22 protein-coding genes and 1 riboswitch are annotated in these 24,279 nt (G+C 53.8%); of the genes, 12 read left to right on the top strand and 10 right to left on the bottom strand.

Translation table 11 applies throughout. The features are described 5' to 3' along the window. Nucleotides 1-91: 91 nt before the first annotated feature. The 4 genes from AJE_RS11225 to AJE_RS11210 all read right to left on the bottom strand — a co-directional run bounded on the left by AJE_RS11225 (nt 92) and on the right by AJE_RS11210 (nt 5,083). Nucleotides 92-568: a DUF2569 domain-containing protein gene (locus AJE_RS11225; RefSeq protein WP_008950945.1), complete on the bottom strand. Its 477-nt coding sequence runs from the start codon at nt 566-568 to the stop codon at nt 92-94. A 102-nt stretch (nt 569-670) separates the two neighbouring features. Further along, nucleotides 671-1,696, bottom strand: coding sequence for a malonyl CoA-ACP transacylase (locus AJE_RS11220; RefSeq protein WP_008950944.1), 1,026 nt, complete (start codon nt 1,694-1,696; stop codon nt 671-673). Beyond that, complete coding sequence (locus AJE_RS11215; RefSeq protein WP_008950943.1) at nt 1,693-3,894, bottom strand: thiamine pyrophosphate-dependent enzyme; 2,202 nt, start codon at nt 3,892-3,894, stop codon at nt 1,693-1,695. The genes AJE_RS11220 and AJE_RS11215 overlap by 4 nt, the downstream gene beginning before the upstream one ends. 13 nt (nt 3,895-3,907) lie before the next feature. Further along, nucleotides 3,908-5,083, bottom strand: coding sequence for an acyl-CoA dehydrogenase (locus AJE_RS11210; RefSeq protein WP_008950942.1), 1,176 nt, complete (start codon nt 5,081-5,083; stop codon nt 3,908-3,910). 149 nt (nt 5,084-5,232) lie between these two features. Between AJE_RS11210 and AJE_RS11205 the strand changes: the two genes are divergently transcribed. Continuing rightward, nucleotides 5,233-6,072 carry a LysR family transcriptional regulator gene (locus tag AJE_RS11205; RefSeq protein WP_008950941.1) on the top strand — a complete coding sequence of 280 codons (840 nt, stop codon included), beginning with the start codon at nt 5,233-5,235 and terminating at the stop codon, nt 6,070-6,072. A 24-nt stretch (nt 6,073-6,096) separates the two neighbouring features. On the opposite strand, the gene AJE_RS11200 is transcribed toward AJE_RS11205, so the two are convergent. Genes AJE_RS11200 through trhP form a run of 3 tightly spaced genes read right to left on the bottom strand, consistent with a single transcriptional unit; the run spans nt 6,097 to nt 9,474 of the window. Next, entirely contained in the window at nt 6,097-7,917 is a 1,821-nt protein-coding gene (locus AJE_RS11200) for a sensor domain-containing phosphodiesterase (protein WP_237709348.1), read from the bottom strand. A gap of 41 nt (nt 7,918-7,958) precedes the next feature. Next, entirely contained in the window at nt 7,959-8,156 is a 198-nt protein-coding gene (locus AJE_RS11195) for a YfhL family 4Fe-4S dicluster ferredoxin (RefSeq protein WP_008950939.1), read from the bottom strand. A 1-nt stretch (nt 8,157) separates the two neighbouring features. Further along, on the bottom strand, nt 8,158-9,474 hold the full coding sequence (trhP, locus tag AJE_RS11190; protein WP_039928620.1) for a prephenate-dependent tRNA uridine(34) hydroxylase TrhP: 1,317 nt from the start codon (nt 9,472-9,474) through the stop codon (nt 8,158-8,160). 222 nt (nt 9,475-9,696) lie between these two features. Between trhP and AJE_RS11185 the strand changes: the two genes are divergently transcribed. From AJE_RS11185 to modC, 10 genes are all read left to right on the top strand, one after another. Beyond that, entirely contained in the window at nt 9,697-12,225 is a 2,529-nt protein-coding gene (locus AJE_RS11185) for an EAL domain-containing protein (RefSeq protein ID WP_008950937.1), read from the top strand. Nucleotides 12,226-12,295: 70 nt separating this feature from the next. After that, nucleotides 12,296-12,432, top strand: a riboswitch (molybdenum cofactor riboswitch). Then, the gene (gene moaA, locus AJE_RS11180) at nt 12,425-13,396 is read left to right on the top strand and encodes a GTP 3',8-cyclase MoaA (protein ID WP_008950936.1); all 972 of its coding nucleotides are present in this window, start codon (nt 12,425-12,427) and stop codon (nt 13,394-13,396) included. It overlaps the preceding riboswitch by 8 nt. A gap of 38 nt (nt 13,397-13,434) precedes the next feature. Further along, nucleotides 13,435-14,004, top strand: coding sequence for a molybdenum cofactor guanylyltransferase (mobA, locus tag AJE_RS11175; protein WP_008950935.1), 570 nt, complete (start codon nt 13,435-13,437; stop codon nt 14,002-14,004). Continuing rightward, entirely contained in the window at nt 13,997-14,548 is a 552-nt protein-coding gene (locus tag AJE_RS11170; RefSeq protein ID WP_008950934.1) for a molybdenum cofactor synthesis domain-containing protein, read from the top strand. Before mobA ends, AJE_RS11170 begins: the two co-directional genes overlap by 8 nt. After that, nucleotides 14,545-15,066 (top strand): cyclic pyranopterin monophosphate synthase MoaC, encoded by a 522-nt coding sequence (gene moaC / locus AJE_RS11165; RefSeq protein WP_008950933.1) that lies wholly within the window; start codon nt 14,545-14,547, stop codon nt 15,064-15,066. The genes AJE_RS11170 and moaC overlap by 4 nt, the downstream gene beginning before the upstream one ends. Then, nucleotides 15,059-15,310 carry a MoaD/ThiS family protein gene (locus AJE_RS11160; RefSeq protein WP_008950932.1) on the top strand — a complete coding sequence of 84 codons (252 nt, stop codon included), beginning with the start codon at nt 15,059-15,061 and terminating at the stop codon, nt 15,308-15,310. Before moaC ends, AJE_RS11160 begins: the two co-directional genes overlap by 8 nt. Before the next feature lies 1 nt (nt 15,311). After that, on the top strand, nt 15,312-15,761 hold the full coding sequence (gene moaE, locus AJE_RS11155; RefSeq protein ID WP_008950931.1) for a molybdopterin synthase catalytic subunit MoaE: 450 nt from the start codon (nt 15,312-15,314) through the stop codon (nt 15,759-15,761). A 3-nt stretch (nt 15,762-15,764) separates the two neighbouring features. Further along, nucleotides 15,765-16,541, top strand: coding sequence for a molybdate ABC transporter substrate-binding protein (modA, locus tag AJE_RS11150; RefSeq protein ID WP_008950930.1), 777 nt, complete (start codon nt 15,765-15,767; stop codon nt 16,539-16,541). Next, nucleotides 16,534-17,223: a molybdate ABC transporter permease subunit gene (gene modB / locus AJE_RS11145; protein WP_008950929.1), complete on the top strand. Its 690-nt coding sequence runs from the start codon at nt 16,534-16,536 to the stop codon at nt 17,221-17,223. The genes modA and modB overlap by 8 nt, the downstream gene beginning before the upstream one ends. Next, nucleotides 17,220-18,359, top strand: coding sequence for a molybdenum ABC transporter ATP-binding protein (gene modC / locus AJE_RS11140; RefSeq protein ID WP_050858393.1), 1,140 nt, complete (start codon nt 17,220-17,222; stop codon nt 18,357-18,359). The genes modB and modC overlap by 4 nt, the downstream gene beginning before the upstream one ends. A 91-nt stretch (nt 18,360-18,450) precedes the next feature. Here modC and moeA read toward each other — a convergent pair whose 3' ends face one another. Together moeA and narL are read right to left on the bottom strand one after the other, a co-directional pair. Continuing rightward, a complete protein-coding gene (gene moeA / locus AJE_RS11135) occupies nt 18,451-19,671 on the bottom strand; it encodes a molybdopterin molybdotransferase MoeA (protein ID WP_008950927.1) in 1,221 nt (406 codons plus the stop codon). After that, nucleotides 19,668-20,321, bottom strand: coding sequence for a two-component system response regulator NarL (gene narL / locus AJE_RS11130; RefSeq protein ID WP_008950926.1), 654 nt, complete (start codon nt 20,319-20,321; stop codon nt 19,668-19,670). The genes moeA and narL overlap by 4 nt, the downstream gene beginning before the upstream one ends. Before the next feature lie 323 nt (nt 20,322-20,644). Here narL and AJE_RS11125 point away from each other — a divergent pair, with 323 nt between their 5' ends. After that, nucleotides 20,645-22,261, top strand: coding sequence for an MFS transporter (locus AJE_RS11125; RefSeq protein WP_008950925.1), 1,617 nt, complete (start codon nt 20,645-20,647; stop codon nt 22,259-22,261). A 51-nt stretch (nt 22,262-22,312) separates the two neighbouring features. Here AJE_RS11125 and AJE_RS11120 read toward each other — a convergent pair whose 3' ends face one another. Continuing rightward, nucleotides 22,313-24,094 carry an ATP-binding protein gene (locus tag AJE_RS11120; RefSeq protein WP_008609385.1) on the bottom strand — a complete coding sequence of 594 codons (1,782 nt, stop codon included), beginning with the start codon at nt 24,092-24,094 and terminating at the stop codon, nt 22,313-22,315. Between the last annotated feature and the right edge of the window lie 185 nt (nt 24,095-24,279).

Raw genomic sequence — 24,279 nt, 5'->3', positions numbered from 1 at the left:
GTTTAACACTCCGAGATTCAGGACAAACGGCAGCCGTCCTGCCGGACATTTTTGACCGGCAAGTGAAGACAACGCAGTGCGGCTTACGATATTAGCGAACGAAGGTGGCTTTAACCCGGGTCGAGAACAGCATATAAGGCACCCAAATCAGAACCATGATTAACGAACGAATAAACTCCGTGCCGGTATTTTTATTAAACAGCGGCTCATCTGGCAAAATTAGTTTTAGCGCTAAGGCATCAAGAAAAATAAAAACCAACGTAAACAAAGCAATACCGATATACCATTTCGGAAACCCCTGGCGTCGCAGAAAGAATTTATAGCCAATCACCAGCCACCCCAACACTAAACTACAGTTAATGGCCAGTTCGGTAAAAATAAACGGCGCCCAAAACGGGTTGTAATGAGCACTCTCTGGGCTAGTCAGTGTCCGCCAAATATCGACATTAAAGAGTTCAGGATAGGTATTATAGATTAACAGACTAATTTTAAATGGGCTGACAACAATGCCAATTCCAACCAAAATTAGCCAACCGCCAAGCTGTCGTGCTTCCATTTTGTCACTCATTCTGCCCTCCGTGAGCAATACTAATTGTCGCCAGTGTCAGGAGTGAGCTCCTCAGACACTGGCCATATTTAACCGAACAGATAGTCGCAGATTTCTTTGAGATTAGCAAAGCAGCTTGCGCTGCTCCGGTAGCCCCATACTGAGCACAAAGGGAGATTCTGCTTGCTGCGCCTGACTAAAGTCGGCTTTGCTTTGCCAGTTGTGCCAGTTAACAGCAATCAGACTTTGTGCGACGGCGCCACCAAGGCTGCTGCCAGGGCCGAGTAAGATCAGGTGATCCGGCGCAAACTCTTTTACTGCTACTTCGATAGCCTTACTAAAGTGATAGGTCTGACAGACCTGATCGCCAAGAGTATAGGCTTTTAGTGCCGCGGCCTGGGCTAAACCAGCCGGCCAAATCTGGCCGCGGCCATCAATTAGCGGGAGTTGCGGTGGGTGAAACAGTTGCTCGGCAAAGCGACTCATCGCCTGATCTGAGGCCGGTTGCATCAGGGGGCTATGAAAGGCGGCATGACCGGGTAACAATAGCGGAAAACGCTCATCACAGGGCGGCAGTGCCTGCATCGCGGCCTGCACCGCCTGCTGTGTGCCGGCCAGCACTGCGTAACCGCCATACACAATCGACATAAAGAGCGCACCCTGATGTTGCCATAGCTGCTCTGCTACAGCGCGTTGCTTTGCGGCATCGGGCTGCCAGTCGCTATTAACCAGCGGATAGATAAACTGCGCCCCGGCCGCCTCGGCCGTCAGCTGCGCCATACCGGTGACCAGCTGCATCTGACTGTCACCCTGCCAGACACCGGCACAGCCGAGCGCAGTATACCAACCCATCGAATTGCCGGTTACCGCCACGATCTCCAGCTGTTCGCGATCAATGGCCGCAAAATCAGCGATACCACAGCTATAAATCAACGCTGCCGCATTCTCGGCTTTTAAATGCTCGCGACTACTAAAGGCCGGCGCCTGATCCAGTGCCGTTACCGTGCTTAACCCGAGCTGCTCTCGCACCGCATCAAATTGCTTAAGCCAGCTACTGTCGGTTGCGACCCGCTTGAGATAGCCCAGCTCAGTGCGGTTATAGCTGCCACGACCGGGGCAAACGACGACAGCGGTTTTTTTACCACTCATACTAACACCTCCGCAGTCAGTAACTGCTGCATGGCACTGCTGATTTGCGCTTTCGATGGCAGTACCTGATAGGCGGCTGCCCCCAGTGGAATAAAACTGTCTTCAGCGGTAATACGCTGGATCTGATACAGCCTGGGCCGCGCTTCATGTAGTAGTGTAAACAGCTCTTCGCTGAGTGAACCGCGACGCCGGCATTCATCCACCAGTAGAATTTTGCGACAAGGGCCCAGCGCCTGAATAATGGCATCGATATGCAGCGGCACCAGACAGCGCAGGTCAAGTAAACGGATGTCCGCTGCCTGCTGCGGTAATTCCGCTAACGCCTGGCGACTTAAGTAATAACCATTGGCATAGCTAATTACCGCCAGCTGCTCCCCCTCACCATAGACTGCCGGCTCGCCGAGCGCAGGCAACGGCTGATCTGGCTCTGGGTATTGGCAAAGCCATAAGCCATCGCCAGGGTGTAACAGATCCCGCGTCATATAGAGCGCGATCGGCTCGAGCAGGATCACCAACCGCTTTTGCTGGTAGGCCAGCTCAACTGCCTGACGTAACAGCAGCACTGCATCAGCACCGTTAGACGGACAGAGCAGAATAATGCCCGGAATATCGCGAAACACCGCAAAGGAATTATCATTGTGAAAGTGGCCACCAAAGCCGCGCTGATAGGCCAGACCCGCTATACGGATCACCATCGCATTATGGTACTGGCCATTGGAGAAAAACGGCAGCGTTGCCGCTTCACCACGGATCTGATCCTCGGCATTATGCACATAGGCCAGAAACTGAATTTCCGGAATAGGCAAAAAGCCCTGCTGCGCCAGTCCAATCGCCAGCCCGAGAATACTTTGCTCATCGAGCAAGGTATTAATCACTCTGTTGGCGCCAAAAGCATGGACCAAATGCTGCGATACGCCATAAACGCCGCCTTTTTTGCCGACATCTTCGCCAAATAGCAGGGTTTGTGGATATTGCGCAAAGAGATCGTGCAGCGCCCAGTTTAACAGCTTGGCTAGATGCTGGCCTTTACCCAGGTTATGCTGATCATAGGCAAACAACGCCTGTCGCACAGCTGGCAGCGGCAATGGCGGTGTCGGTAAAGCGGGATAACTCGGCGCAATCGAGGCCATTACGGCGGCAGCGCTGGTCAGTTTGGGTCTGCTACTGGCCACAGCAGCCACGCGGGCAATTTGCGCCGCCAGCTGCTGCACACTTTGTAACAGCGCGGCCTGCGATAAGATACCACGACTGAGTAGCATGCCGCTGCTGGCTAATAACGGGTCCTGCTCCAGCTCGCTGTCAATTTGCTGTTTGCTGCGATAGGCCACTTCCGCATCGGCGCCGGCATGACCAAATAAGCGCACCGTCGATAAATGCAGCAGTGCCGGTGCGCGTTTGCTGCGGACATAGTGCGCGGCCGCCTTGGCAACGCGCAGTGTCTCGGCTAAATCACTGCCATCAGCAGCAAAGTAGCGCAGCTCTGGCCGCTCAGCCAGGCTTTGTTCGATCCAGCCTTGCGGTGTCGGGGTGGAAATCCCCAGGCCATTGTCTTCACAGACCAGCAAAATCGGCAGCGGCACATGCTGATAGGCCGCCCAACAGGCTGAGTTAATGGCGCCCTGTGCCGTCGAGTGGTTGGCCGAAGCATCACCAAAGCTACAGACCACTATCGCATCTTCCGGCCAGTTTCCGGGCTGGCCAAGCCGCTTACTAAGATCAATGGCAAAAGCCGTGCCGACCGCTTTCGGTAATTGCGAAGCAATGGTACTGGTTTGCGGCGGAATATTCAGTGCCAGGCTACCCAGCACCTTATGCCGGCCGCCGGAGATCGGGTCTTCACTGGAAGCACAAAACGACAACAACATATCATACAGCGGTGTACTGCCGGGTAGCTGCTTGCTACGCTCAATAAAAAAGGCGCCGCTACGGTAATGTAAAAATGCCGGATCGCTCAGGCGCAGCGCAGCGGCCACCGCAGCATTAGCCTCATGGCCAGCACTGCCAATGGTATAAAAACTCTGGCCTTTGGCTTGCAGTAAGCGCGACTGTAAATCCAGCAGCCGGCTACAAAGCTGGCTGTGCCACAGCCGGTACAGATCGCTATCGCTCAGGCTGTCCGGCCAGTGTGGTGTGGGTAAGGCGCCTTGTTCGATGCGCGCCAAAAACCCCTGCAACCAGGGGTGCAAGGCTTCGGTCATGCTGGCCTCCGGCTTAGCTAAAGGCTTGCAAGCCGGTCTGGGCGCGGCCCAGGATCAGCGCATGCACATCATGGGTACCTTCGTAGGTATTCACCGCCTCGAGGTTCATCACATGGCGAATAACATGGTATTCATCGGCAATACCATTACCGCCGTGCATATCGCGGGCGATGCGGGCAATCTCCAATGCCTTACCACAGGAATTACGTTTAATCAGCGAAATGGTCTCGGGTGGCAGCAAACCGGCATCCATTAAGCGGCCGGCCTGTAAGCAGGCCAGTAAGCCAATACTAATCTCGGTTTGCATATCGGCCAGTTTCTTTTGTACCAGTTGGGTTTGCGCCAGTGGCCGACCAAACTGGATCCGATCCAGCGTATATTGCCGCGCCGCATGCCAGCAGAACTCCGCCGCACCCAGTGCCCCCCAGGCAATGCCGTAACGGGCTTTGTTCAAACAGCCAAAGGGGCCCTTCAGGCCACTGACATTAGGTAGTAAGGCGTCTTCCGGCACGGCGACATTATCCATCACAATTTCACCGGTAATGGAGGCGCGCAGTGAGAACTTGCCTTCAATTTTTGGTGCCGACAAACCGGCCATGCCTTTTTCCAGCACAAAGCCGCGAATTTCACCGTCCAGCTTAGCCCAAACCACAAACACATCGGCGATCGGGCTATTGGTGATCCACATCTTGCTGCCGTTAAGCAGATAACCGCCGTCAATCCGTTTGGCGGTAGTGCGCATACTGGCCGGATCGGAGCCGGCATCCGGTTCGGTTAAACCAAAGCAGCCTACCCACTCACCTGTCGCCAGCCTGGGCAGATATTTCATGCGCTGCGCTTCGGTACCGTATTCATGGATCGGATGCATCACCAGCGAGGATTGCACACTCATGGCGCTGCGATAACCGCTATCAACCCGCTCCACTTCGCGCGCGACCAGGCCATAGCTGACGTAGTTAACAGCTGAGCAGCCATATTTTTCCGGTAAGGTCGCGCCAAGCAAACCCAGTTCGCCGAGCTCATTCATAATTTCACGGTGAAAATGCTCTTCGCGGTTGGCCATTAACACCCGGGTTTGTAAACGCTCCTGACAATACTGATGGGCGGTATCACGGATCAGCCGCTCCTCTTCGGTTAACAGTTGGGAAAATTGAAACGGATCTTGCCAGTCAAATTGTGGACGCGCCATCTTACACCTCATTATGTCATGGGAAACGCCTGACATTCGCTGTAATAACCGACAGTTAACGCCAAAACGTCTTACTCTGTTGCTCACTCTACTGCGGCCTGATATAAAGTTAAAATATATTAATTCTGTAGATGCTATAGCTTTTAACTATGGATATTCGCCAACTCAAATACTTTGTTGCGGTCTATGAGCAGCGCAGTATCAGCGCTGCAGCGCGCCAATGCTGTGTCGCCCAACCCTCGTTATCGGCGGCCCTGTTGCAGTTAGAGCAGGAGCTGGGAGTGAGTTTATTTCTGCGCCTGCCCAAAGGGGTTACGCCAACAGAGGAAGGCGATAAGCTGTATGGCCATGCCGGTAAATTACTGGCGCAGCTGGCCTCGCTAAAAGCCTCGTTTCAGGCCCCGGCCGCGAAGGTACGCTTTCGCCTTGGTTTAATTCGCGCCTTAGGCGTCGAGCGGATGAGTGCGCTGCTGCGTGAATTTAGCCAGCAGGTACCGGGGCTGGAGCTGCACCTGGTCGAGCCGGATGCGCCTTGCGACGCGCGGATTATTACCCCGGCGCAGCAACAAGGGGGGGAGGTATTACAACCGATCTGGCGCGACCGCTATTTATTGGCATTGCCACCGGCCTGGCCGCTCAGCCTGCAATCGCAGCTGACGCTGGACGATTTTCAGGACCTGCCACTGATTAAACGCACGCCCTGTGATGCCTGGGATTTACTGTATCCGCAGCTAAGCCGGCGCAATATTCAGCCGGCTCTGCGCGCTGATATTCAAACCATAGAGTATGCGCTGGGCCTGGTATCGGCCGGGGTGGGCTGTGCGCTGGTACCGGATTTTGACAGCTTACTGCAGCGTAGTGATGTGGCGTTAAAACCCATTGCCGGCCTGCAGCTGGAGCGCACCATTGCCCTGGCCTATCGCAGTGACAACGCCCATCCGGCCTTGCCGGTACTGCAGCAGCTTTGTAGCCAGAGTAGTGCGCTTTGAAAATAACTTAGCTTCGGTAAGGCGTTAAGCAGTGGTCTTTGCAGCAAGAGGCTTTAACCATCGCTCAGCAAACTCATCGGCCGGTACCGGTTTACCAAAATGGTAGCCCTGCGCGCGGGCACAGCCGAGTTGCAACAGATAAGCCGCCTGCTCTGCCGTTTCCACCCCTTCGGCAATGGTTAGCATATCCAGACTTTTCGCCATCGCCAGAATGGTTTTTACCACCATATTATGATGGTGATCACCGGGGATATTATTGATAAAGGCGCGATCAATCTTTAGCGTAGAGGCGCGAAAACGGGTCAGATAAGCCAGCGAAGAGTAGCCAGTACCAAAATCATCAATGGCCCAGCTAAAACCCATCGCTTCCAGCTCGGCCATTTGCCGCAGTGACTGCTCCGGATTACGCATAATCAACGATTCTGTCACTTCCAGTTCAATCTGGGTGGGCGCAATACCGCTGCTACAGACTGCAAAGTCACTTACTAATTGCTCATTATCGAGCTGGCGGGCCGAGACATTGACCGATAACCGGCCCGGCAAACGATAACCTTTTTGCTGCCACAGATTCAGTTGCCGACAGGCAGTTTGCATTACCCAATTTCCCAACTCCGGCATCAGGCCACGCTCTTCGGCCAGCGGGATAAAGGTATCTGGACTGACCCAACCCCATTCGTCATCATGCCAGCGACAGAGTGCTTCCGCACCCGATAACTGGCCGCTCGCCAGATCCAGTTGTGGTTGATAGTTTAAACTGAGCTTGCCACTGCGTAGCGCCAGCATAAACTTTTCTAATACCTTTTGCCGTTCGCTAAGCGCCTGGCTCATTGACGGCTCGAACACCTTTAGGCCACTACCACTACTTTTTGCCTCGGCCAGCGCAATACTGGCAAAACGCAGTAATTCCGGACCATTCAGCTCTTCGGCAGTGACCAGGGCACAGCCCAGATTCACATTCAGCGCAAAATCTCTGCCGGCACAATGAAAGGGCCACATAAACAGCTTTTGTACCTGCCGGCATAATTGCTCCAGCTCACGGACCGAATACACCGGGCTTAATAGCGCAAACTGGTCGGCAGAATAGCGCGCCAGGTAGCAGCTCTCTGGTAAATCATCGCGCATCCGCTTGGCGGCAGCAGCCAGGATTTCATCGCCCACTTTAAAACTAAAGAGATCGTTTAATTCTTTAAAGCGGCTGATATCAATCAGCGCTACGCCCAAACCGGCTCTGTTGCCATCGACTCTCGGCCAGTTTTGCAACTTTTCCAGCAAATGCGCACGATTTGGCAACTGGGTGACCGCATCGCGATAGGTAAGTTTGCGGATAAAGCGCTCACTCTGGCTGCGCTCCAGCTCGGCACCGACCTGAGCTGCAGCGATACGCAATACCTCACGGCTGATATCCGGCCGCGGCAAAGCCTTGGCCGCCATAATGCTTAAGATACCCAGCTTCTGACCACTGGTATTCAGAATAGGCATGCCAAGGTAACTCTCAACCCCCAGGTCCACCAGCAACCTATCATCCGGAAACGCCTGACATACGCCCTGCTGATACAAACAGGGCTCCCGCTCTGGCACGGTTTCGCAGGGCGTCCCTTTAAGCGGGTAACTGATATTGTCCAGTAATTGTCCGTTGCCCCATAAGGCAACGGTCGTCGCTTCGGCGGCATTGAGTGTCGTATCAGCAATCAGACAAAATTCAACATCAAGCAGGTGGGCGATACGTTGTACCAAGGTGGGTAAAAAATCCGGGTAACCGCTCTGCGTCAGCACATCAGCGAGTTGCCGGAACGTTTCCTCCGTACTGAGTGGGGATGGCATCATCTTATCTAACGGCGAGCACAAGGTGACTCCATCTTAGATGGCCAGATGCCGTAAAGCAAGCGTCAGCTGGGGTCAATTAATTCAATACAATCAATCGGACAGACCTCAATGCAGGTCGGCTTTTCATAAAAGCCAATACACTCAGTGCAGCGTGCCGGATCCACCTGGTAATGCAGCGGTCCCATGCTAATGGCTTCATTTGGGCACTCTGGCACACACATATCACAATTGATACAACTTACCTCAATAACGGCTGTCATCTTACACAATCTCTGTTGCTAAACCGGCTGCTGCCGCACTGGCAACGGGTAGCTGTTTTAGCAACATCGCATGCTGCAATAGAACCTGTGCCGGCAGCTTTACCTTTAGCTGATAACAGGCACCGGGCGCCAGCAGCAGATCCTGATCCTGCTGATTACGCAATGCTTCAAGTCGGAACGGCTGATTACCCCGTGGCGTCATTAAAATCAGCTGATCGCCAACCGCAAACTGGTTTTTTACCTCCAGTAACGCAAAGCCTTCGCTATCCTGCTCAGCGATAAACTCGCCAACCAGTAACTGCTCACCCACACTGTGACTGGTATCATAATTTTGCGTCTCCTGCGGCTTATGGCGACGTAAAAAGCCCTCCGTAAAACCACGATTAGCCATGCCTTCCAATTCACTTAACAGCTTGCTATCAAAAGCTTTGCCAGCAACGGCATCATCAATCGCCTTGCGATACACCTGAGCAGTACGGGCAACATAGTAAGGTGACTTAGTGCGGCCCTCAATTTTCAGGGAATGCACGCCCATGGCGGTTAACGCCGGCACATGCTCAACCGCCCGTAAGTCTTTTGAATTCAGAATATAGGTGCCATGCAGATCTTCGTCGATGGTCATCAGCTCTCCCGGCCGTCCCTGCTCTTCCAGCAGTGCCGGGGTACTGATCGGCTTAAATTGCCCTACTTCATCTTCCACAGCAGCATGCACCTGATAGGGCCAGCGGCAGGAATTAGTGCAGGTGCCCTGATTCGGATCGCGCTTATTGATATAACCCGATAATAAACACCGCCCGGAATAGGCCATACAGAGCGCGCCGTGCACAAAAACCTCCAGCTCCATTTCCGGCACTTCACGGCGGATTTCAGCAATTTCCTCGACAGATAATTCGCGTGACAGAATCACCCGCTCCACCCCCTGCGTTTGCCAGAATTTAACCGCCGCCCAGTTAACAGTATTGGCCTGCACCGATAGATGTAATGGCTGCTCCGGGAAATGCTGCCGCAACAAATAAATCACACCAGGATCAGACACAATCAGTGCATCCGGCTTTAACGCCACCACCGGCTGCATGTCGCGGATAAAGGTGGTCAACTTACTGTTATGCGGTGCGATATTGACGACCACATAAAAGCGCTTACCCAAGGCATGGGCTTCGTTGATCCCGGTTTCCAGCGCCGCTAAGTCAAACTCATTATTGCGCACCCGCAAACTATAGCGCGGCTGGCCGGCATAGACGGCATCGGCACCATAAGCAAAGGCCAGTCGCATCGCTTTTAAGCTACCGGCAGGGGATAACAGTTCGGGTTTAAACATAGGTTGGGTCTCAATCAAGATCTGGGGCGCCGATTTTAACCGGCTATTTGTGCCTTGCATTGATCCAGCGCAAGCTTCACCAGCTGACTAAATCACACTTTCTTCATATACTGGTCGGTCCAACCTATGCGCTCACTTCTTAAGCAGCCTTGTTCCAGATCAATACCCCTCCAGCTGATACTTTTATACTAGCTACCATCTTACCGCTACATTGAGCATTCTATGTCTGAGCTGTTATTAGGTACTGAAAATACCGACGCCGAGCCGATCATCGCTGAGCTGATTAAAAAGCCCTTGCTAACCTGCCCGCCACAAACCAGCCTGCAACAAGCCGCAAAGCTAATGCGCAGTCATGGTGTCAGCTGTATTTTGGTAGAAGAGCAAGGTCAGATCACTGGCATCTGGTCAGAAGCTGACACCCGTAAACTGGACTTTGCCGACAGTAAACCGTCAGAGATCAAGGTTGGCTCAGTGATGTCATCACCGGTGATCAGTGCCAGTGGTTTGACCCGGGTTAGCGGTGCAGCCAGTTTAATGCTGAATCATAATATCCGCCGCTTGCTGGTAGTGGATCCACAACAACGGCCGATAGGGTTACTGACGCAAAGCGATATTATCCGCCAGCAAAAAATTGAATTTTATCTGCGCTTTCGGGACGTTGGCAGCTGTGTTGACAAGGCACCGCTGCATTTGGCTGCCGCCTTGCCTTTGGCTGAAGCGGTGGCGGAAATGCGCCATCACCGCGCTGACGCCGCCATTATCTGCTTTGGAGCTGATGATTACGGGCTGGTCACTGAACGCGATCTGGTGCGTTTACTGGCAGAGAACTGTGACGTGTCATCAATAGGCGAGCTGGCCAGCCGACCACTACTAACGGTAGCGCCGGAATTGACGCTGCTACAAGCGGTAGAGCAGTTGACCGAGCATGGCATTCGTCATCTTGGCGTCACCAAAGATGACAATATTTGTGGTTTACTGTCTTTTAGTGCCATTCTGCGCAACGTTGAATATGCCTATATTGAGCAGCTGAAAACGGCATTACGTGACCGCGATAATGCACTACGTACTTCGGCCGACTATTTACGGCTGGCACATAAAGTGATTGATGCGTCGATGGACGGCATTATGATTACCGATCAACACGGCTTTATTCAGTCGGTGAATCCCAGCTTTACTAAACTGACCGGCTATAGTCAGGAAGAGGCCGTTGGCCAAACCCCGCGTCTGCTCAGCTCCGGTTTACATACCGCGGATTTTTACCGCCGGATGTGGCAAACCCTACTCGAACAAGGCCACTGGCAGGGTGAAATCTGGAATAAACGCAAAAACGGTGAACTCTACCCGCAATGGCTAAGCATTACTGCCATCCGCGCTGAAGATGGCCGGATTACCCAGTATGCGTCTATTTTTAGTGATATTACCGAGCGTAAACAGCAGGAAGAGAAAATCCATCAACTGGCCTATATGGATGAGCTAACCGGGCTGGCAAACCGGCGGATGTTTTTCGATCGGCTGCAACTGGCACTGGCCAATGCCCATCGCCATAAGCACACGCTGGCGGTGATGTTTCTTGATTTAGACTTGTTTAAACGGATTAACGATACGCTGGGGCATCTGGCCGGCGATCAGGCATTAAAAGAAGTCGCAAAGCGCTTACAGGCGACAGTGCGTGAGGGCGAATCTGTGGCCCGTATTGGCGGCGATGAATTTACCATTCTGATCCCGGAAGTCAGTTGTGTGAAATCACTGGAAAACCTGGCGCAGCGGCTGATTTCGCAATTCGAACGGCCGGCAAAGCTATTGGAGCAGGAGTTCTTTTTAACCACCAGTATCGGCATCAGTGTCTATCCGAAAGATGGCCACAATGCCGAGTTGTTAGTCAAACATGCCGATGTCGCCATGTATCAGGCGAAAAGTGCCGGCCGCAATCAGTTTAGTTTTTATCAGGCCAGTAGCGGCTTACAAAATGAAGAGGAACTAAAGCTGGAGCAAGCGCTACGCCTGGCACTGCGTCAGCAACTGCTGCAGGTCTATTATCAGCCCAAATTTGCGTTACAGAGCGGCGATATTATCGGTCTGGAAGCGCTGGTGCGCTGGCAAGATGCGGAGCTGGGGATGATTTCACCGGCACTGTTTATTCCGCTGGCGGAAAAGCTTGGGCTCATTCACCAGTTGGGCGAACAGGTGTTACGTCAGGTTTGCCATCAACTGAGGCGCTGGGGTGAGCGGGCGCTGCCGGTGGCAGTCAATATTTCGGCATTACAGCTGGCGGAAGCCGATTTTCTGCCCCGGCTACGGGCGATTTTGCAGCAAACTGATATCGATGCTTCCTTGCTGGAGCTGGAGCTAACCGAAAGCTGTTTAATCCCGGAGCACGCTGACTATACCTTAAGTGTACTGACGGAACTTAAGGCGCTGGGTTTACGCTTATCAATTGACGACTTTGGTACCGGTTACTCTTCACTATCTTATCTGCGTCGCCTGCCATTGGATGCGCTAAAAATTGACCGCAGCTTTATCCGCGATTTACCGCAAAGTGAGAGTGATAGTCAGATCACCCTGGCCATTATCGCCATGGCCAAGGCACTGGGCTTAGAAGTTATTGCCGAGGGTATCGAGCAGCAGGCACAGCGCGACTTTCTGATGGCGGCCGGCTGCGACACGGGTCAGGGTTTTCTGGTATCGCCGGCGGTGCCGGCTGCGGAGCTAACGCTATTCTTGGCAAAGCGTAACACTACGGCTGAATACTGACCGCCTACCCCTTAAGGGGTAGCCAAACGCTCCTTCATGGCAATAACAAAAGCTGCTTCATTACTTTAAGCTTACTACACAACGCCGAAGCTACCGGCTCTAACCCTGCCTGCAGGTATGAACGGTGTGCCGTGGTAATAATACCACCGGGTGTGGCGGGAAACGGCCTCACCTCCCAACCTGGAAAGGTGTCATTAGTATGCTTATTGATGCGTATCAGCGCCGTTTTACCTATTTACGGCTCTCCGTAACCGAAAGCTGTAACTTTCGCTGCACTTACTGCCTGCCCGATGGCACTGACTGTGACTCCCGGGCCGGCGAGCTGACGCTGCCGGAAATCCGCCGCTTGGTCACTTCCTTTGCCCGCCTCGGCACCCGCAAAGTCCGGATCACCGGTGGTGAACCTTCGCTGCGTAAAGATTTAACGGAAATTATCGCCACCTGTAAGGCAGTACCCGGCATCGAAAAAGTCGCCCTGACGACTAATGGCTATCGCTTACAGCGTGATGCCGCTGCCTGGCAAGCCGCAGGGCTGGATGCGGTTAATGTCAGTGTCGATAGCCTGGACGCGGCGACCTTTCATCTGGTCACAGGGCAGGACAAACTGGCCGACATCCTGGCCGGTGTCGCCACAGCCAAAGCCGTTGGCATTAAGCAAGTCAAAATCAATACGGTGCTGTTAAAGCAGCATAATGCGCTGGCGTTGCCGGATTTTCTTAGCTTTGTAAAACAGCAGGACTTGTCGCTGCGCTTTATTGAGCTGATGCGCACCAACGACAACCTCAGCTTCTATCAGCGTCAGCATTTAAGTGGCGCCAGTATTCAGCAGCAGTTGGAAACCCAAGGCTGGCAGTTATTGCCAAAAGGCATCAGTGATGGCCCGGCATTGGAATACGCCCATCCGCACTATCAGGGCCGCATCGGCCTGATTATGCCCTACAGCAAAGATTTCTGTGCCGATTGCAATCGCCTGCGGGTTTCCAGCAAAGGGCAGCTGTATCTCTGTCTGTTTACCGACAGCTATCAGGATCTACGCAGCTTGCTACAAAGTGAGCACAGTGCACCCTTGGAGCGCTTTCTGCAGCAAGCGCTAACCGGTAAAGCTGAGAGCCATCAACTGCAACAGCAGCACAGTGGCAGCACCCGGCATTTAGCGCAAATTGGCGGCTAAGACGCAGTCTTGTCTACAACAGCATGCTGGAGTAACCAATGTCATTTAGCGCCCTGATTTTAGCTGGTGGCCAATCCCGTCGGATGGGACAGGATAAAGCCGAACTGCGCCTGGGTAAGCTAAGCTTGCTGCAACATATGCAGCAACTGGCGAAGCAAGCCGGCGCCAGCCAGATTCTGCTTAGTCGCAATCAGCCCGGCACTACTTATATTCAGGATCTCAGGCCTGGTCAGGGGCCACTGGCCGGTATCGCGGCTGCACTGCGCTATTGTACTGAGCCGGTGTTGCTGGTACTGCCGATTGATTTACCGCTGCTGAGCGCCGGCAGCCTGCAACTATTAGTGCCCGGTGACAACGAACAAGCGGTCTGTTTTCGCGATTGGCCACTGCCACTGGCACTGCGACCAGACCCCAAGCTGGCGCACCTGATCGAACAACAATTGGATGCCGGTGAACGCTCAGTTAAGGCCCTGCTGGCAAAACTGCGCTGCACAGTGCGCCCGGCGCCCGACGCTGAACTATTCAATACCAATACCCCGGCAGAATGGCAGCAGTGCCTGAGCACACTACAGCAGGCTGCCATTTTGGAGGAACCATGCCATGACTAAAATTGCGCGACAATTTTATCCGCTACAACTGGCGGTATTGACCGTCTCCGACAGCCGTACCGCAGCAAATGACAGCAGTGGTGAGCTGCTATGCCAGTTGCTAACCCAGGCCGGTCATCAACTGGCTGAGCGCGCGCTGCTACCGAATAACCGTTATCAGCTCAGGGCGCTGCTAAGCCGCTGGATCGCCAGTACCGAGGTGCAGGTTGTCCTGATCAATGGTGGTACCGGCTATGCCGCCGATAATTGCACCGTTGCTGCTGTCACACCGTTATTGGATCAAACGGTACCGGGCTTTGGCGAGCTGTTTCGGCAATTATCCTGGCAGCAACTCGGCTCAGCGGCGATGCAATCCGGTGCTTTGGCTGGGCTGGCCAATGGCACCTTAGTGTTCGCGATGCCGGGTTCAGGTTCCGCCTGCACCCTGGCGATGCAACAACTGATTTTGCCACAGCTGGATGGCCATACCGGCCCCTGTAATTTTATTCCTCACCTGAAAAATAGTCCGGCCTGCGGCTGTACTACTGCGGAGACCGGCGCATGAATACCCTAACCCATCTCGATCCACAAGGTGCGGCGGCCATGGTTGATATTAGCACTAAAGCCGACAGCCAACGCCTGGCCCGAGCCGGCGCCCTGGTGCAAACCCGCCCCGAGGTAATCCGACTGATTGAACAGGCACTGCTAAAAAAAGGCGATGTGCTGGCCACTGCCCGCATTGCTGGCATTATGGCGGCAAAAAAAACCAGCGACCTGATCCCGCTCTGTCATCCGCTGCTGTTAAGCAAAGTCAGTGTCGATTTTCAGCTGGATGCGGCCGCCGGTCAGATCCGTATCGAAGCCAGCTGTCAGCTTAGCGGCAGTACTGGGGTCGAGATGGAAGCCCTGACCGCCGCCAGTGTCGCCGCCCTGACGATTTACGATATGTGTAAAGCGGTAGATAAAACAATGACCATTGGTGATTTGCGCTTGCTGGAAAAAACCGGGGGTAAATCCGGTCACTACCAATATCAACCTGAGTTACAGCAGTACCAATCTGCATGGGAGAGCACCGATGCTTAAAATTTTATTTTTTGCCGCCCTGCGTGAACGTTTGGCTTGCGCCAATACCAGCCTGGATCTGCAGGGGCAGGTACTCACAGCGCGCCAGGTGCTGGACAGGCTGGCCGGTCAATCCGCACTTTGGCAGCAACACCTGGCAGACGCTGAGCTGCTCTGTGCAGTGAATCAACAACTGGTAACGTTATCGCATCCGGTTGCTGCCGGCGATGAACTGGCATTCTTTCCGCCGGTGACCGGAGGCTAGCATGACGCTGCGAATACAGGTACAACAACAGGACTTTTCGGTTGCCAGCGAATACGAGCTGCTGCGGCAGGAAGCCCGCTGCGGCGCCGTCGTCACCTTTAGTGGCCTGGTGCGGGAGCTGACTGAGACACAGCTACTACGCATGACGCTGGAACATTATCCGGGCATGACCGAGCAGGCGTTAATCCAGATCGCAACAGAGGCGCAGCAGCGCTGGCAACTGGGCACAGTCACCATTATCCATCGGGTAGGCACCCTGTTGCCCAACGAGCAAATCGTGTTTGTCGGCGTCGCCAGTGCGCATCGGGCTGCCGGCTTTGCGGCAGCCGAATTTATTATGGATTACCTGAAAAACCGCGCACCGTTCTGGAAAAAAGAACACACGTCCAACGGCGAATACTGGGTTGCGGCGAAAGTCAGCGATCACGTCGCATTACAGCGTTGGGAGTAGCCGATGCTAAGAGTCCTGTGCTTGCTTTGTTTGGGTTTCGCCTTGCCACTTTATGCCAGCGAACGGCTGACCATAGCCGCCGCCTCCGATCTGCGTTATGCACTGGACGAGATCTTAAGCCTGTATCGCCAACAACAGCCACAGACAGAGATCCGGGTGATTTATGGCTCCAGTGGCAAGATGACCACCCAGATCCGCCATGGCGCACCCTATGATGTGTTCTTCTCTGCCGATATCCAGTTTCCGCAGCAATTGTATCAGGAAGGGCTGGCCGTACTGGCGCCGCAACTTTATGCCCAGGGGCGGATTGTGCTGTGGAGTCCACGCCAGAATATGAGCGGCATTAGCTTAACCGAGCTGCCACAACTAGCGCTACGCCGATTGGCGATTGCCCAGCCCAGTCATGCCCCTTACGGTCAGCGTGCCCAGGAGGCATTAATCGCCGCCGGCGTCTGGCAGACGCTGCAACCCAAATTAGTTTATGGCGAAAATATTGCGCAAACCGCGCAGCTGGCACAGAGCGGCGGCGCAGAGATCGCCATTATTGCCTTATCGCTGGCGAAATTTCCCGAGCTGGCCCGGCACGGCTATCAGCTGATCCCGGCAGAGTTGCATCAACCCCTGACCCAGGCTTACACCATCACCCGTAAAGGCGAGGCCAAAGCCAGTGCCTGGCACTTTGTCGCCTTTATGCAAAGTGCCGCGGTCCTGGCTATTCTGCAGCAATATGGTTTTGAACAACCCGGGCTTAGTACTGCAGTGGAGCCCGGCGATGCTTAACCTGGCGCCAGAGGACTGGCTAGCCATTCAGGTCACCCTGAAACTGTGTTTTTATACCACGCTGATCTTACTGCTTATCGGCACACCGCTGGCGTTCTGGCTGGCGCAGGCACAAAGCCGCTGGCGCACGGCTATTCAGGCTCTGGTTGCCTTGCCGTTGGTGCTGCCACCAACGGTACTGGGTTTTTATCTATTGCTATTACTGGGGCCGCACGGCGCTATCGGCAGCACGCTGGAAGCTCTGGGGCTGCGCCATCTGGCCTTTAGTTTTAGCGGTATCCTAATCGGCTCAGTGATTTACTCCCTACCTTTTACAGTGCAGCCGCTGTTGGAAGCGTTTCGCCGCATGGGACAACGACCACTGGAGGTTGCCGCGACTCTGGGTGCCAATCAATGGGATCAGTTTTTTAATGTGGTACTGCCACTTTGCCGCGGCGGCTTTGTCGTTGCTGCGACCCTGACCTTTGCTCATACGCTGGGCGAATTTGGCGTGATCCTGATGCTCGGTGGCAGTATTCCCGGTGAAACCCAGGTGTTATCGGTGTTAATTTACGATCATACCGAAGCGATGAACTACAGCCAGGCTCATCAGTTATCACTCGGTCTGTTAGTCACCGCCTTTATGGTGCTGTTTATTGTCTATGGCCTGAACCGCCGTCTGGAACGCGAGGTCAGCCTATGATGTCGTTCTGGCCAAGCCGCTGGTGTTCCCCTGCCTCCGCCGCGCCTGCCAAGGCGGCAAGCAGGCAAGATGCGGGTGTGCTGACTGTCGATTTGCTGGTGCAGCAGCAGAACTTTAGGCTGCAACTTAACGAGCAAATCCCGCTGCAAGGCGTCACTGCGCTATTTGGCCGCTCCGGCTGCGGTAAAACCACGCTGCTGCGCGCTATCGCCGGCCTGGATCGCCACCCGACAGCCCGGATCCATTTTGCTGAGCAGCCCTGGCAAACCGCAGACACCTTTATGCCAGTGCATCAAAGGCGCATTGGCATGGTGTTTCAGGAAAGCAGTTTGCTGCCGCATTTAAATGTGCAGCAAAACCTGCTGTTTGGCTATCAGCGGCGAGCCAACCGCCTGCTGGTTCAGCTGCAGCCGGCTGATGTTATCGACTTACTGGAATTAGACCCATTGCTGACGCAAGCGCCAGGCCAACTCTCCGGCGGCCAGCGGCAGCGGGTAGCATTGGGGCGGGCCTTACTCAGCCAGCCGCAGCTGCTGCTGTTGGATGAACCGCTGGCGTCGCTGGACCAGCAAAGCCGGCAGGAAATTTTACCTTTTTTACAAAAAGTGGCCCGTGAGCTGAAGATGCCGATGCTACTGGTAAGTCATCAATTAGAAGATGTGGTAAAACTGGCCGATCACTTGCTGTTACTGCAGGATGGGCGGGTAATCAGCCGTGGCCCGCTGGCACAGCAACTGCTGCAGCCGGAGTTCGCCGCCTGTGGTGCCATGTCGGTATTAACGGCAGTCTATCAGAGCTGTCAGCACTTTATGCTACAGCTCATTGTGGGTGGCCAATTACTGCAAGTGCCTGCGCCTGTTAGCTCGCCGACTGCGAACGGCAGTTACCGGCTGCGGATCCTGGCACGCGATGTCGCCTTAAGCCTTAAGCCACTGGCAGACAGCTCGGTCACTAATCAGCTGGCCGTCAGGATCATCGCTATTCAGGCTGCTGCGCACCCGGCAGAAGTTCTAGTGCAGCTTGAGGTGGCGGATCAGCCGCTACAAGCGCTGCTAACCCGGCAATCGGCACAGCGGCTGGCCTTAACGCCTGGCCAAGCACTCTTTGCGCAGATTAAAGCCGTCGCACTGGATTAACTGGATTAAACAGCGGCGACGCCACTAAAACGGCTTACTGACTAAAACGCTTTAAAGCTTAGCGCAGCTGTGCACTAATGCCAGATTGGATCTACTGTAACAACTGACCAAAGGGCTGAATGGTTACGGCTTCACCGCTGGCAACACTGCCGCTGTCTTGCGGCAGCACGATATAGCAATTGGCATTGGCGATGGAGCTCAGCATACCTGAGCTTTGGCTACCCAAGGTTTTTACGAACAGCCCCTCGGCAGTGGCCCAATAGTAACCACGCTGATAATCCGCGCGACCTGGCTGTTTTTTTAAGGTAACAGTCGTCACTGCTGTGAGTTGGTTGGCTGGCGAGACGGCAGCACCGGCCAGCTTTAGCAGCACCGGCTGAACCAGTTGATCCAGCGTCACCACAGCCGCCACCGGATTACCGGGCAAACCAAAAAACCAACAGTTTTCCAATTTACCAAAGGCAAAAGGTTTGCCGGGTTTAATCGCCACTTTCCAGAAATTCACCTGGCCCAGTTCAGACAGCATTTGCCGCGTATAGTCGGCATCGCCAACCGAGACGCCGGCACTGGTAATCAGCACATCGGCATCGCGCATCGCGCTTTGAAACGCAGAACGAATTGCTGCTGGCTGATCCGGCAATAAGCCCAGATCCAACACCTCGACCCCAAGGCGTTGCAGCATGGCGCGCAATACTACCCGGTTGCTGTCATAGATATGACCTTCCGGTAACGGCTGTCCCGGTAATACCAGTTCATCACCTGTGGAGAAGATGGCAATCTTAAGCTTACGCCTGACCGCCACATTAGCAATACCCAGCGACGCCAATAGGCCTAATTGTGGCGCGGTTAACCGGCAACCAGCACTGAGCACCTGCTGCCCATTTTTTAGATCTTCGCCAGCTTTCCGTACATTTTCACCCACTTTCGGCACAAAATCTGCGATAACTTTGCCATCTTGCAGCCGTACCTGCTCCTGCATAATGACCGTATCGGCACCCGCCGGCAGTACGGCACCGGTCATAATCCGCACGCAGCTTTGTGGCGCTAACGCAGCAGCAAAGGCATGGCCAGCCAGCGCCGAACCTTGCAGTGTTAACGCTTGCCCGGCTTTGACCTCAGCCGCCCGCACCGCATAGCCATCCATCGCTGAGTTGTCGTAGCCCGGCACATCAAAACTGGCCAGCACCGGCTCTGCCAGTACCCGGTCCAGCGCCTGCGCCAGTGGCACCTGCTCAATCTCACTGACGGGGCTGACCTGTGCCAACATCTGCGCCAGGGCATCCGCCACCGGCAGCAAAAGGCTCGCTGTCATAGCTTGCCGCCCTGCTGGTTAACCATCCAGACGGCGGCCTCAACCCGTGAGCGTAAGCCCAGCTTTTTCAGCAGATGTTTAACATGTACCTTTACGGTACCATCAGAGATATTCAGTTCGCGGGCAATCACTTTATTGCTCATTCCTTTGGCAATCAGATGCAAAATTTCATATTCGCGGTTGGTTAAACTGTTTAGCTCAGCCGGCGTTTTTGCCTGCGGCCGGCGCAAGGCAGTGGCCAGCACCTGGGTAATGGCTTCACTTAACACCATTTTGCCGTCCAGCGCTTTTTTAATTTGATCCAGTAACACTTCCGGATCGGTATCTTTTAACAAATAGCCATCGGCGCCATTACTGATGGCTTTGACAATATCTTCATCGGCATCCGATACCGTCAGCATCACGATGCGGGACGTCACGCCTTCATCACGCATCCGTTTTAAGGTTTCCAGCCCATCCATACCCTGCATATTCAGATCAAGAATAATCAGGTCCGGATCCAGTTCTGCCGCCAGTTTAATTGCATCCTGACCATTACTGGCTTCCGCTATCACCTCTAATTCGTCTTCTAACGCCAGCAACTGCTTTAAGCCTTTGCGTAATAAAGGGTGATCATCAACCAGCATTACGCTGGAAATTTGCTCTGACATAACTAGCTCCTGACTGCCGGCCCTGCGGCTCTACCCATATTAGCCTAGATCCAACGGCTTGATACTTTGATGTACATCATACTAATGGCGGCTACCACCTGTAGCCAAGGTTGGTACTAGTGGAGTAGCCCCTGGCAAAACTCTGTCTATATTATTGTTTTTAATCAGATAACTGTATTGATTTCCACCGCACTACCACTTTTGAGGTACCCCCATTAAGCTGGCACAGCTGCCTGGCTAACTCCTTAGGCACATTGTGTCAGTCGCCGTCGCCAATCACACTTGCAACAGTAAGCACTCTGCCGAAAAACAGGAGTTAACTGATGTCAGATTTAAAAAGGTGGCAACCGGAAGATGAAAACTTCTGGCAACAAAGCGGGCGTGGCATCGCTACCCGCAATCTATGGATCTCTATACCCAGCCTGCTCTGTGGGTTCGCGGTCTGGATGATGTGGAGCATCATTAGTGTTCAGATGCTAAATCTTGGGTTTCCGTATTCCGCCTCGGAGCTCTTTACCCTGGCAGCAATCGCTGGCTTAAGTGGCGCGACCTTGCGCATTCCGGCCAGCTTCTTTGTCCGGCTCTGTGGTGGGCGCTATACCATTTTCCTTACCACCAGCTTATTGATGATCCCAGCGTTTGGCACCGGCATCGCATTACAGGATCCCAATACACCGTTCTGGGTGTTTCAGTTGATGGCCTTATTATCCGGCATCGGTGGTGGTAACTTTGCCGCTTCAATGTCGAATATCAGCTTCTTCTTCCCGAAAAAACAGCAAGGTTTAGCGCTGGGCATGAATGCCGGCCTGGGTAACTTTGGTGTCACCACCATGCAGATCCTGATCCCGCTATTTATGACCTTTGGTGCCTTTACCCTGGTCGGTGGCGGTGAGCCGATGATCCTGCAAAAGGCCAGTGGTACCCTGATTGGGAGTATCCCGGCTGGAAGTGAAACCTGGATCCAGAATGGCGGTTTCTTATGGCTATTGCTGTTAATCCCGCTGGCCTTTGCCATCTGGTTTGGCATGAATAACATCAATACTGAAGAGGTAACACCTAAGCTACCGAGCGCCGTCGGTTCCTTCTCCATTCAGCTGGCGATGTATGGCATTGGCTTGATCGCCTCGGTAATTGGTTTATGGCTGATTCTACCGGCCAGTGCCAATGGCTCCGGCTTTAGTATTCCGAAAGAACTGGTATTAGTGCTGGTGCCAATGGCCACAGTACTGGCGCTGAAAGTATTGCCGGGCGCCATCCGTGCCAGTCTGGACCGGCAGTATAAGATTTTCAATAATAAGCACACCTGGGTCATGAGCATTCTGTATGTCATGACCTTTGGTTCCTTTATCGGTTTTGCCGCCGCGCTGCCGTTGTCGATCCAGGTGATCTTTGGCTACAGCCACCTGATGGTAGATGGCGTGATGACCCACAACACTCCAAATCCGAATGGTCCCAGCGCCCTGACCTATGCCTGGATCGCCCCCTTTATCGGCGCCTTAATCCGGCCAGTGGGTGGTTGGATCTCAGATCGTTTAGGTGGTGCTCTGGTTACCCAGATCTGTGCCGTGGTGATGGTACTGGCAGCCTTAGGTGCCGCCTTCTTTATGCAGCAGGCTTATCAATCGGCAACACCAGAGCAGTACTTTATGCCGTTCTTCCTGATTTTCCTGCTATTGTTTGCCGCCAGCGGCATTGGTAATGCGTCAACCTTTAAAACCATTGCTGTGGTGTTTCCAAAAGAACAAGCCGGGCCGGTGCTGGGCTGGACCTCTGCCGTCGCCGCCTACGGTGCCTTCTATATTCCACAGGTATTTGGTGAGCAGATCAAAGCTGCAACCCCGGAATACGCGATGCTTGGCTTTGCCATCTTCTATGCGCTGTGTCTGGTACTAAACTGGTTCTTCTACCTGCGGAAAAGTGGCGAGTTTTATAACCCTTAAGCTTGTCTGCGAGCATGCAAGGCGCAGCCCTCAACAGGGCTGCGCTTTTTTTCAGGCTGTTTTCGGTTGCTGCAGGTATTCCGGTAAGAAGCGGAAGTATACCCCAGTGCCGCCCTCTGGCCGGCGTCGGATACTGATCTCCCCGGCCAGATGTTTGCTTCGTTCCTGAATAATGGCTAAACCATAATGATTAAGTTTTTCGGCTTTATCCGGGATCCCGACACCGTCATCCTCCACCGCCAGTAAAATATACTTTTGCCCATCCTGCTGCAGGCTAATGGTCAGGTTCTGCCCCTGACTGTGGTGCACCGCATTCTGGCTGGCTTCGCGGATAATCTGCAGTAAATGAATTTCTTCATGCGGCGCCAGCGGCACATTCGCCAGCTGATAATCCAACCGGATCTGTAAGCCCGACTGTTCGCTTAACTGGCTGACGGTGGTCTGCAGTGCACTGAGCAAACCAGCACCATCGACTTTCAGACGGAAAGTGGTTAACAGCTCCCGTAACTGCCGGTAAGCGGCGTCGAGGCCACTTTTCAGCTCTGCTGACACATCCTGCATCACCAGACGGTCATCCTTGTTAATGGCTTTATTGAGCCGGGTCACCTGAATTTTCAGATAGGACAAGGCCTGCGCCAGTGAATCATGTAACTCGCGCGCTATGACCGTACGCTCCTGCATCAGCGCTAACCGCCGCACCTGCTCTTCTTCTGATTTTAAACTCAGCGCCAAAGCCAGTTGATCGGCAATGGCCATCACCAGCTGTTGTTGCCATAACAACATCTTCTCTGAGGCGTTCAGCCGCACGACCAGAACGCCATATTTATGTCTCTCCCGCTGCAACACAAAGTTGTGCACCTGACACTGCTGCCGGCTCAATGTCTCAGTTAAACAGTCGCCACAGTTTTCAGCCGCACAGGGATCCGCCAGGCTGTCGGCATGAATTTGCAGGTAAGGTTGATTTCCTTGCTCAGTAAACAGACAGAGCTCGATATCTGCCAGGCCGGTAATACTGCGCAGTTGGCTGATGATCTCGGAAAAGTCCTGATACTCTGAGGTATGTTCGCTGATCCGCTGCGCGGTGTTATATAGAAATTTCAGGGTCGTATTGGTTTGGGTCAGCTCTGCCGTTTGCTCTTCCACCCGCTTTTCCAGATTGCCGTACATATAACCAATGGCCGTATTCATCTTATTAAAGCTGGTAGCCAACATCCCGAGCTCATCCTGATGCTGCGGCGTGATACGGTGAGTAAAGTCGCCCTGCGCAATACGCCGGGCACCGCGGATCAACTCTTTTAACGGCTCCTCCACCATCACCTTCAGCCAATACATGACGATGATCGACAGCAAGATGGTGGCCATCACCGCAATAACCTGCACCGAGCGAAACGCCTTAACCTTTTGCTCTGCATCCTGCTGGATCACCAGCACCAGCTCATCCAACAATCTGACCTGCTCGGCCAGGCCGGCTTCCAATTCGGCTGGAGGGACGGCGCCAGACTCCAGCGCAGGCGCCAACTGTTGCCAATGCTGAAAAGCACTCTGGTATTTTTGCAGAATGTCTGGCTGATGCAAAAAACGCTGAAAAACCGGATGCTGCCAACTGCTGGCAAATTGCTCATTGGCTCTTTGCAGTTTAGTGACGTCCTGTTGCAGCGTTAACCAGGCCAGGCGATAGCTTTGCATCCGCAGCGAGCCGGCAACATTAACTGCATGCGCATCGCTGTCAGCCTTATCCGACAACCAATACGACACCATCATCGTTGATAACGCCAACGTCACGATACAGGCCAGAGCGATATTGATCCGGGTAACAATTGAAAAGGTGCGCATCTGAAACTCCCACTACTGTCTGTTCTAAGCTTAACCCGCCAGCGCCTTTCCTGCAGAAAAATCCGCTTGCCAAATCTACGGGGATACTTGGGCTACCCCCTTTTCCCCAGCCAGAGTACACCTTCAGACAAAGTGAGTAGACGCCTGCAGCCAAGGCCTGCATTTTCAAGCATTTAGCCAATTAG

It is taken from the genome of Alishewanella jeotgali KCTC 22429 (assembly GCF_000245735.1).
GTDB classification, from domain to species: Bacteria; Pseudomonadota; Gammaproteobacteria; order Enterobacterales; family Alteromonadaceae; genus Alishewanella; species Alishewanella jeotgali.
The sequence above is the reverse complement of the archived record's forward strand: the minus strand, read 5'-3'. Positions and strand labels throughout refer to the sequence as shown.

What these genes read in the sequence shown, in the direction of transcription:
- AJE_RS11225 (WP_008950945.1), bottom strand. Translation starts at nt 568, where the DNA reads ATGAGTGACAAAATGGAAGCACGACAGCTTGGCGGTTGGCTAATTTTG.
- AJE_RS11220 (WP_008950944.1), bottom strand. Translation starts at nt 1,696, where the DNA reads ATGAGTGGTAAAAAAACCGCTGTCGTCGTTTGCCCCGGTCGTGGCAGC.
- AJE_RS11215 (WP_008950943.1), bottom strand. Translation starts at nt 3,894, where the DNA reads ATGACCGAAGCCTTGCACCCCTGGTTGCAGGGGTTTTTGGCGCGCATC.
- AJE_RS11210 (WP_008950942.1), bottom strand. Translation starts at nt 5,083, where the DNA reads ATGGCGCGTCCACAATTTGACTGGCAAGATCCGTTTCAATTTTCCCAA.
- AJE_RS11205 (WP_008950941.1), top strand. Translation starts at nt 5,233, where the DNA reads ATGGATATTCGCCAACTCAAATACTTTGTTGCGGTCTATGAGCAGCGC.
- AJE_RS11195 (WP_008950939.1), bottom strand. Translation starts at nt 8,156, where the DNA reads ATGACAGCCGTTATTGAGGTAAGTTGTATCAATTGTGATATGTGTGTG.
- trhP (WP_039928620.1), bottom strand. Translation starts at nt 9,474, where the DNA reads ATGTTTAAACCCGAACTGTTATCCCCTGCCGGTAGCTTAAAAGCGATG.
- AJE_RS11185 (WP_008950937.1), top strand. Translation starts at nt 9,697, where the DNA reads ATGTCTGAGCTGTTATTAGGTACTGAAAATACCGACGCCGAGCCGATC.
- moaA (WP_008950936.1), top strand. Translation starts at nt 12,425, where the DNA reads ATGCTTATTGATGCGTATCAGCGCCGTTTTACCTATTTACGGCTCTCC.
- mobA (WP_008950935.1), top strand. Translation starts at nt 13,435, where the DNA reads ATGTCATTTAGCGCCCTGATTTTAGCTGGTGGCCAATCCCGTCGGATG.
- AJE_RS11170 (WP_008950934.1), top strand. Translation starts at nt 13,997, where the DNA reads ATGACTAAAATTGCGCGACAATTTTATCCGCTACAACTGGCGGTATTG.
- moaC (WP_008950933.1), top strand. Translation starts at nt 14,545, where the DNA reads ATGAATACCCTAACCCATCTCGATCCACAAGGTGCGGCGGCCATGGTT.
- AJE_RS11160 (WP_008950932.1), top strand. Translation starts at nt 15,059, where the DNA reads ATGCTTAAAATTTTATTTTTTGCCGCCCTGCGTGAACGTTTGGCTTGC.
- moaE (WP_008950931.1), top strand. Translation starts at nt 15,312, where the DNA reads ATGACGCTGCGAATACAGGTACAACAACAGGACTTTTCGGTTGCCAGC.
- modA (WP_008950930.1), top strand. Translation starts at nt 15,765, where the DNA reads ATGCTAAGAGTCCTGTGCTTGCTTTGTTTGGGTTTCGCCTTGCCACTT.
- modB (WP_008950929.1), top strand. Translation starts at nt 16,534, where the DNA reads ATGCTTAACCTGGCGCCAGAGGACTGGCTAGCCATTCAGGTCACCCTG.
- modC (WP_050858393.1), top strand. Translation starts at nt 17,220, where the DNA reads ATGATGTCGTTCTGGCCAAGCCGCTGGTGTTCCCCTGCCTCCGCCGCG.
- moeA (WP_008950927.1), bottom strand. Translation starts at nt 19,671, where the DNA reads ATGACAGCGAGCCTTTTGCTGCCGGTGGCGGATGCCCTGGCGCAGATG.
- narL (WP_008950926.1), bottom strand. Translation starts at nt 20,321, where the DNA reads ATGTCAGAGCAAATTTCCAGCGTAATGCTGGTTGATGATCACCCTTTA.
- AJE_RS11125 (WP_008950925.1), top strand. Translation starts at nt 20,645, where the DNA reads ATGTCAGATTTAAAAAGGTGGCAACCGGAAGATGAAAACTTCTGGCAA.
- AJE_RS11120 (WP_008609385.1), bottom strand. Translation starts at nt 24,094, where the DNA reads ATGCGCACCTTTTCAATTGTTACCCGGATCAATATCGCTCTGGCCTGT.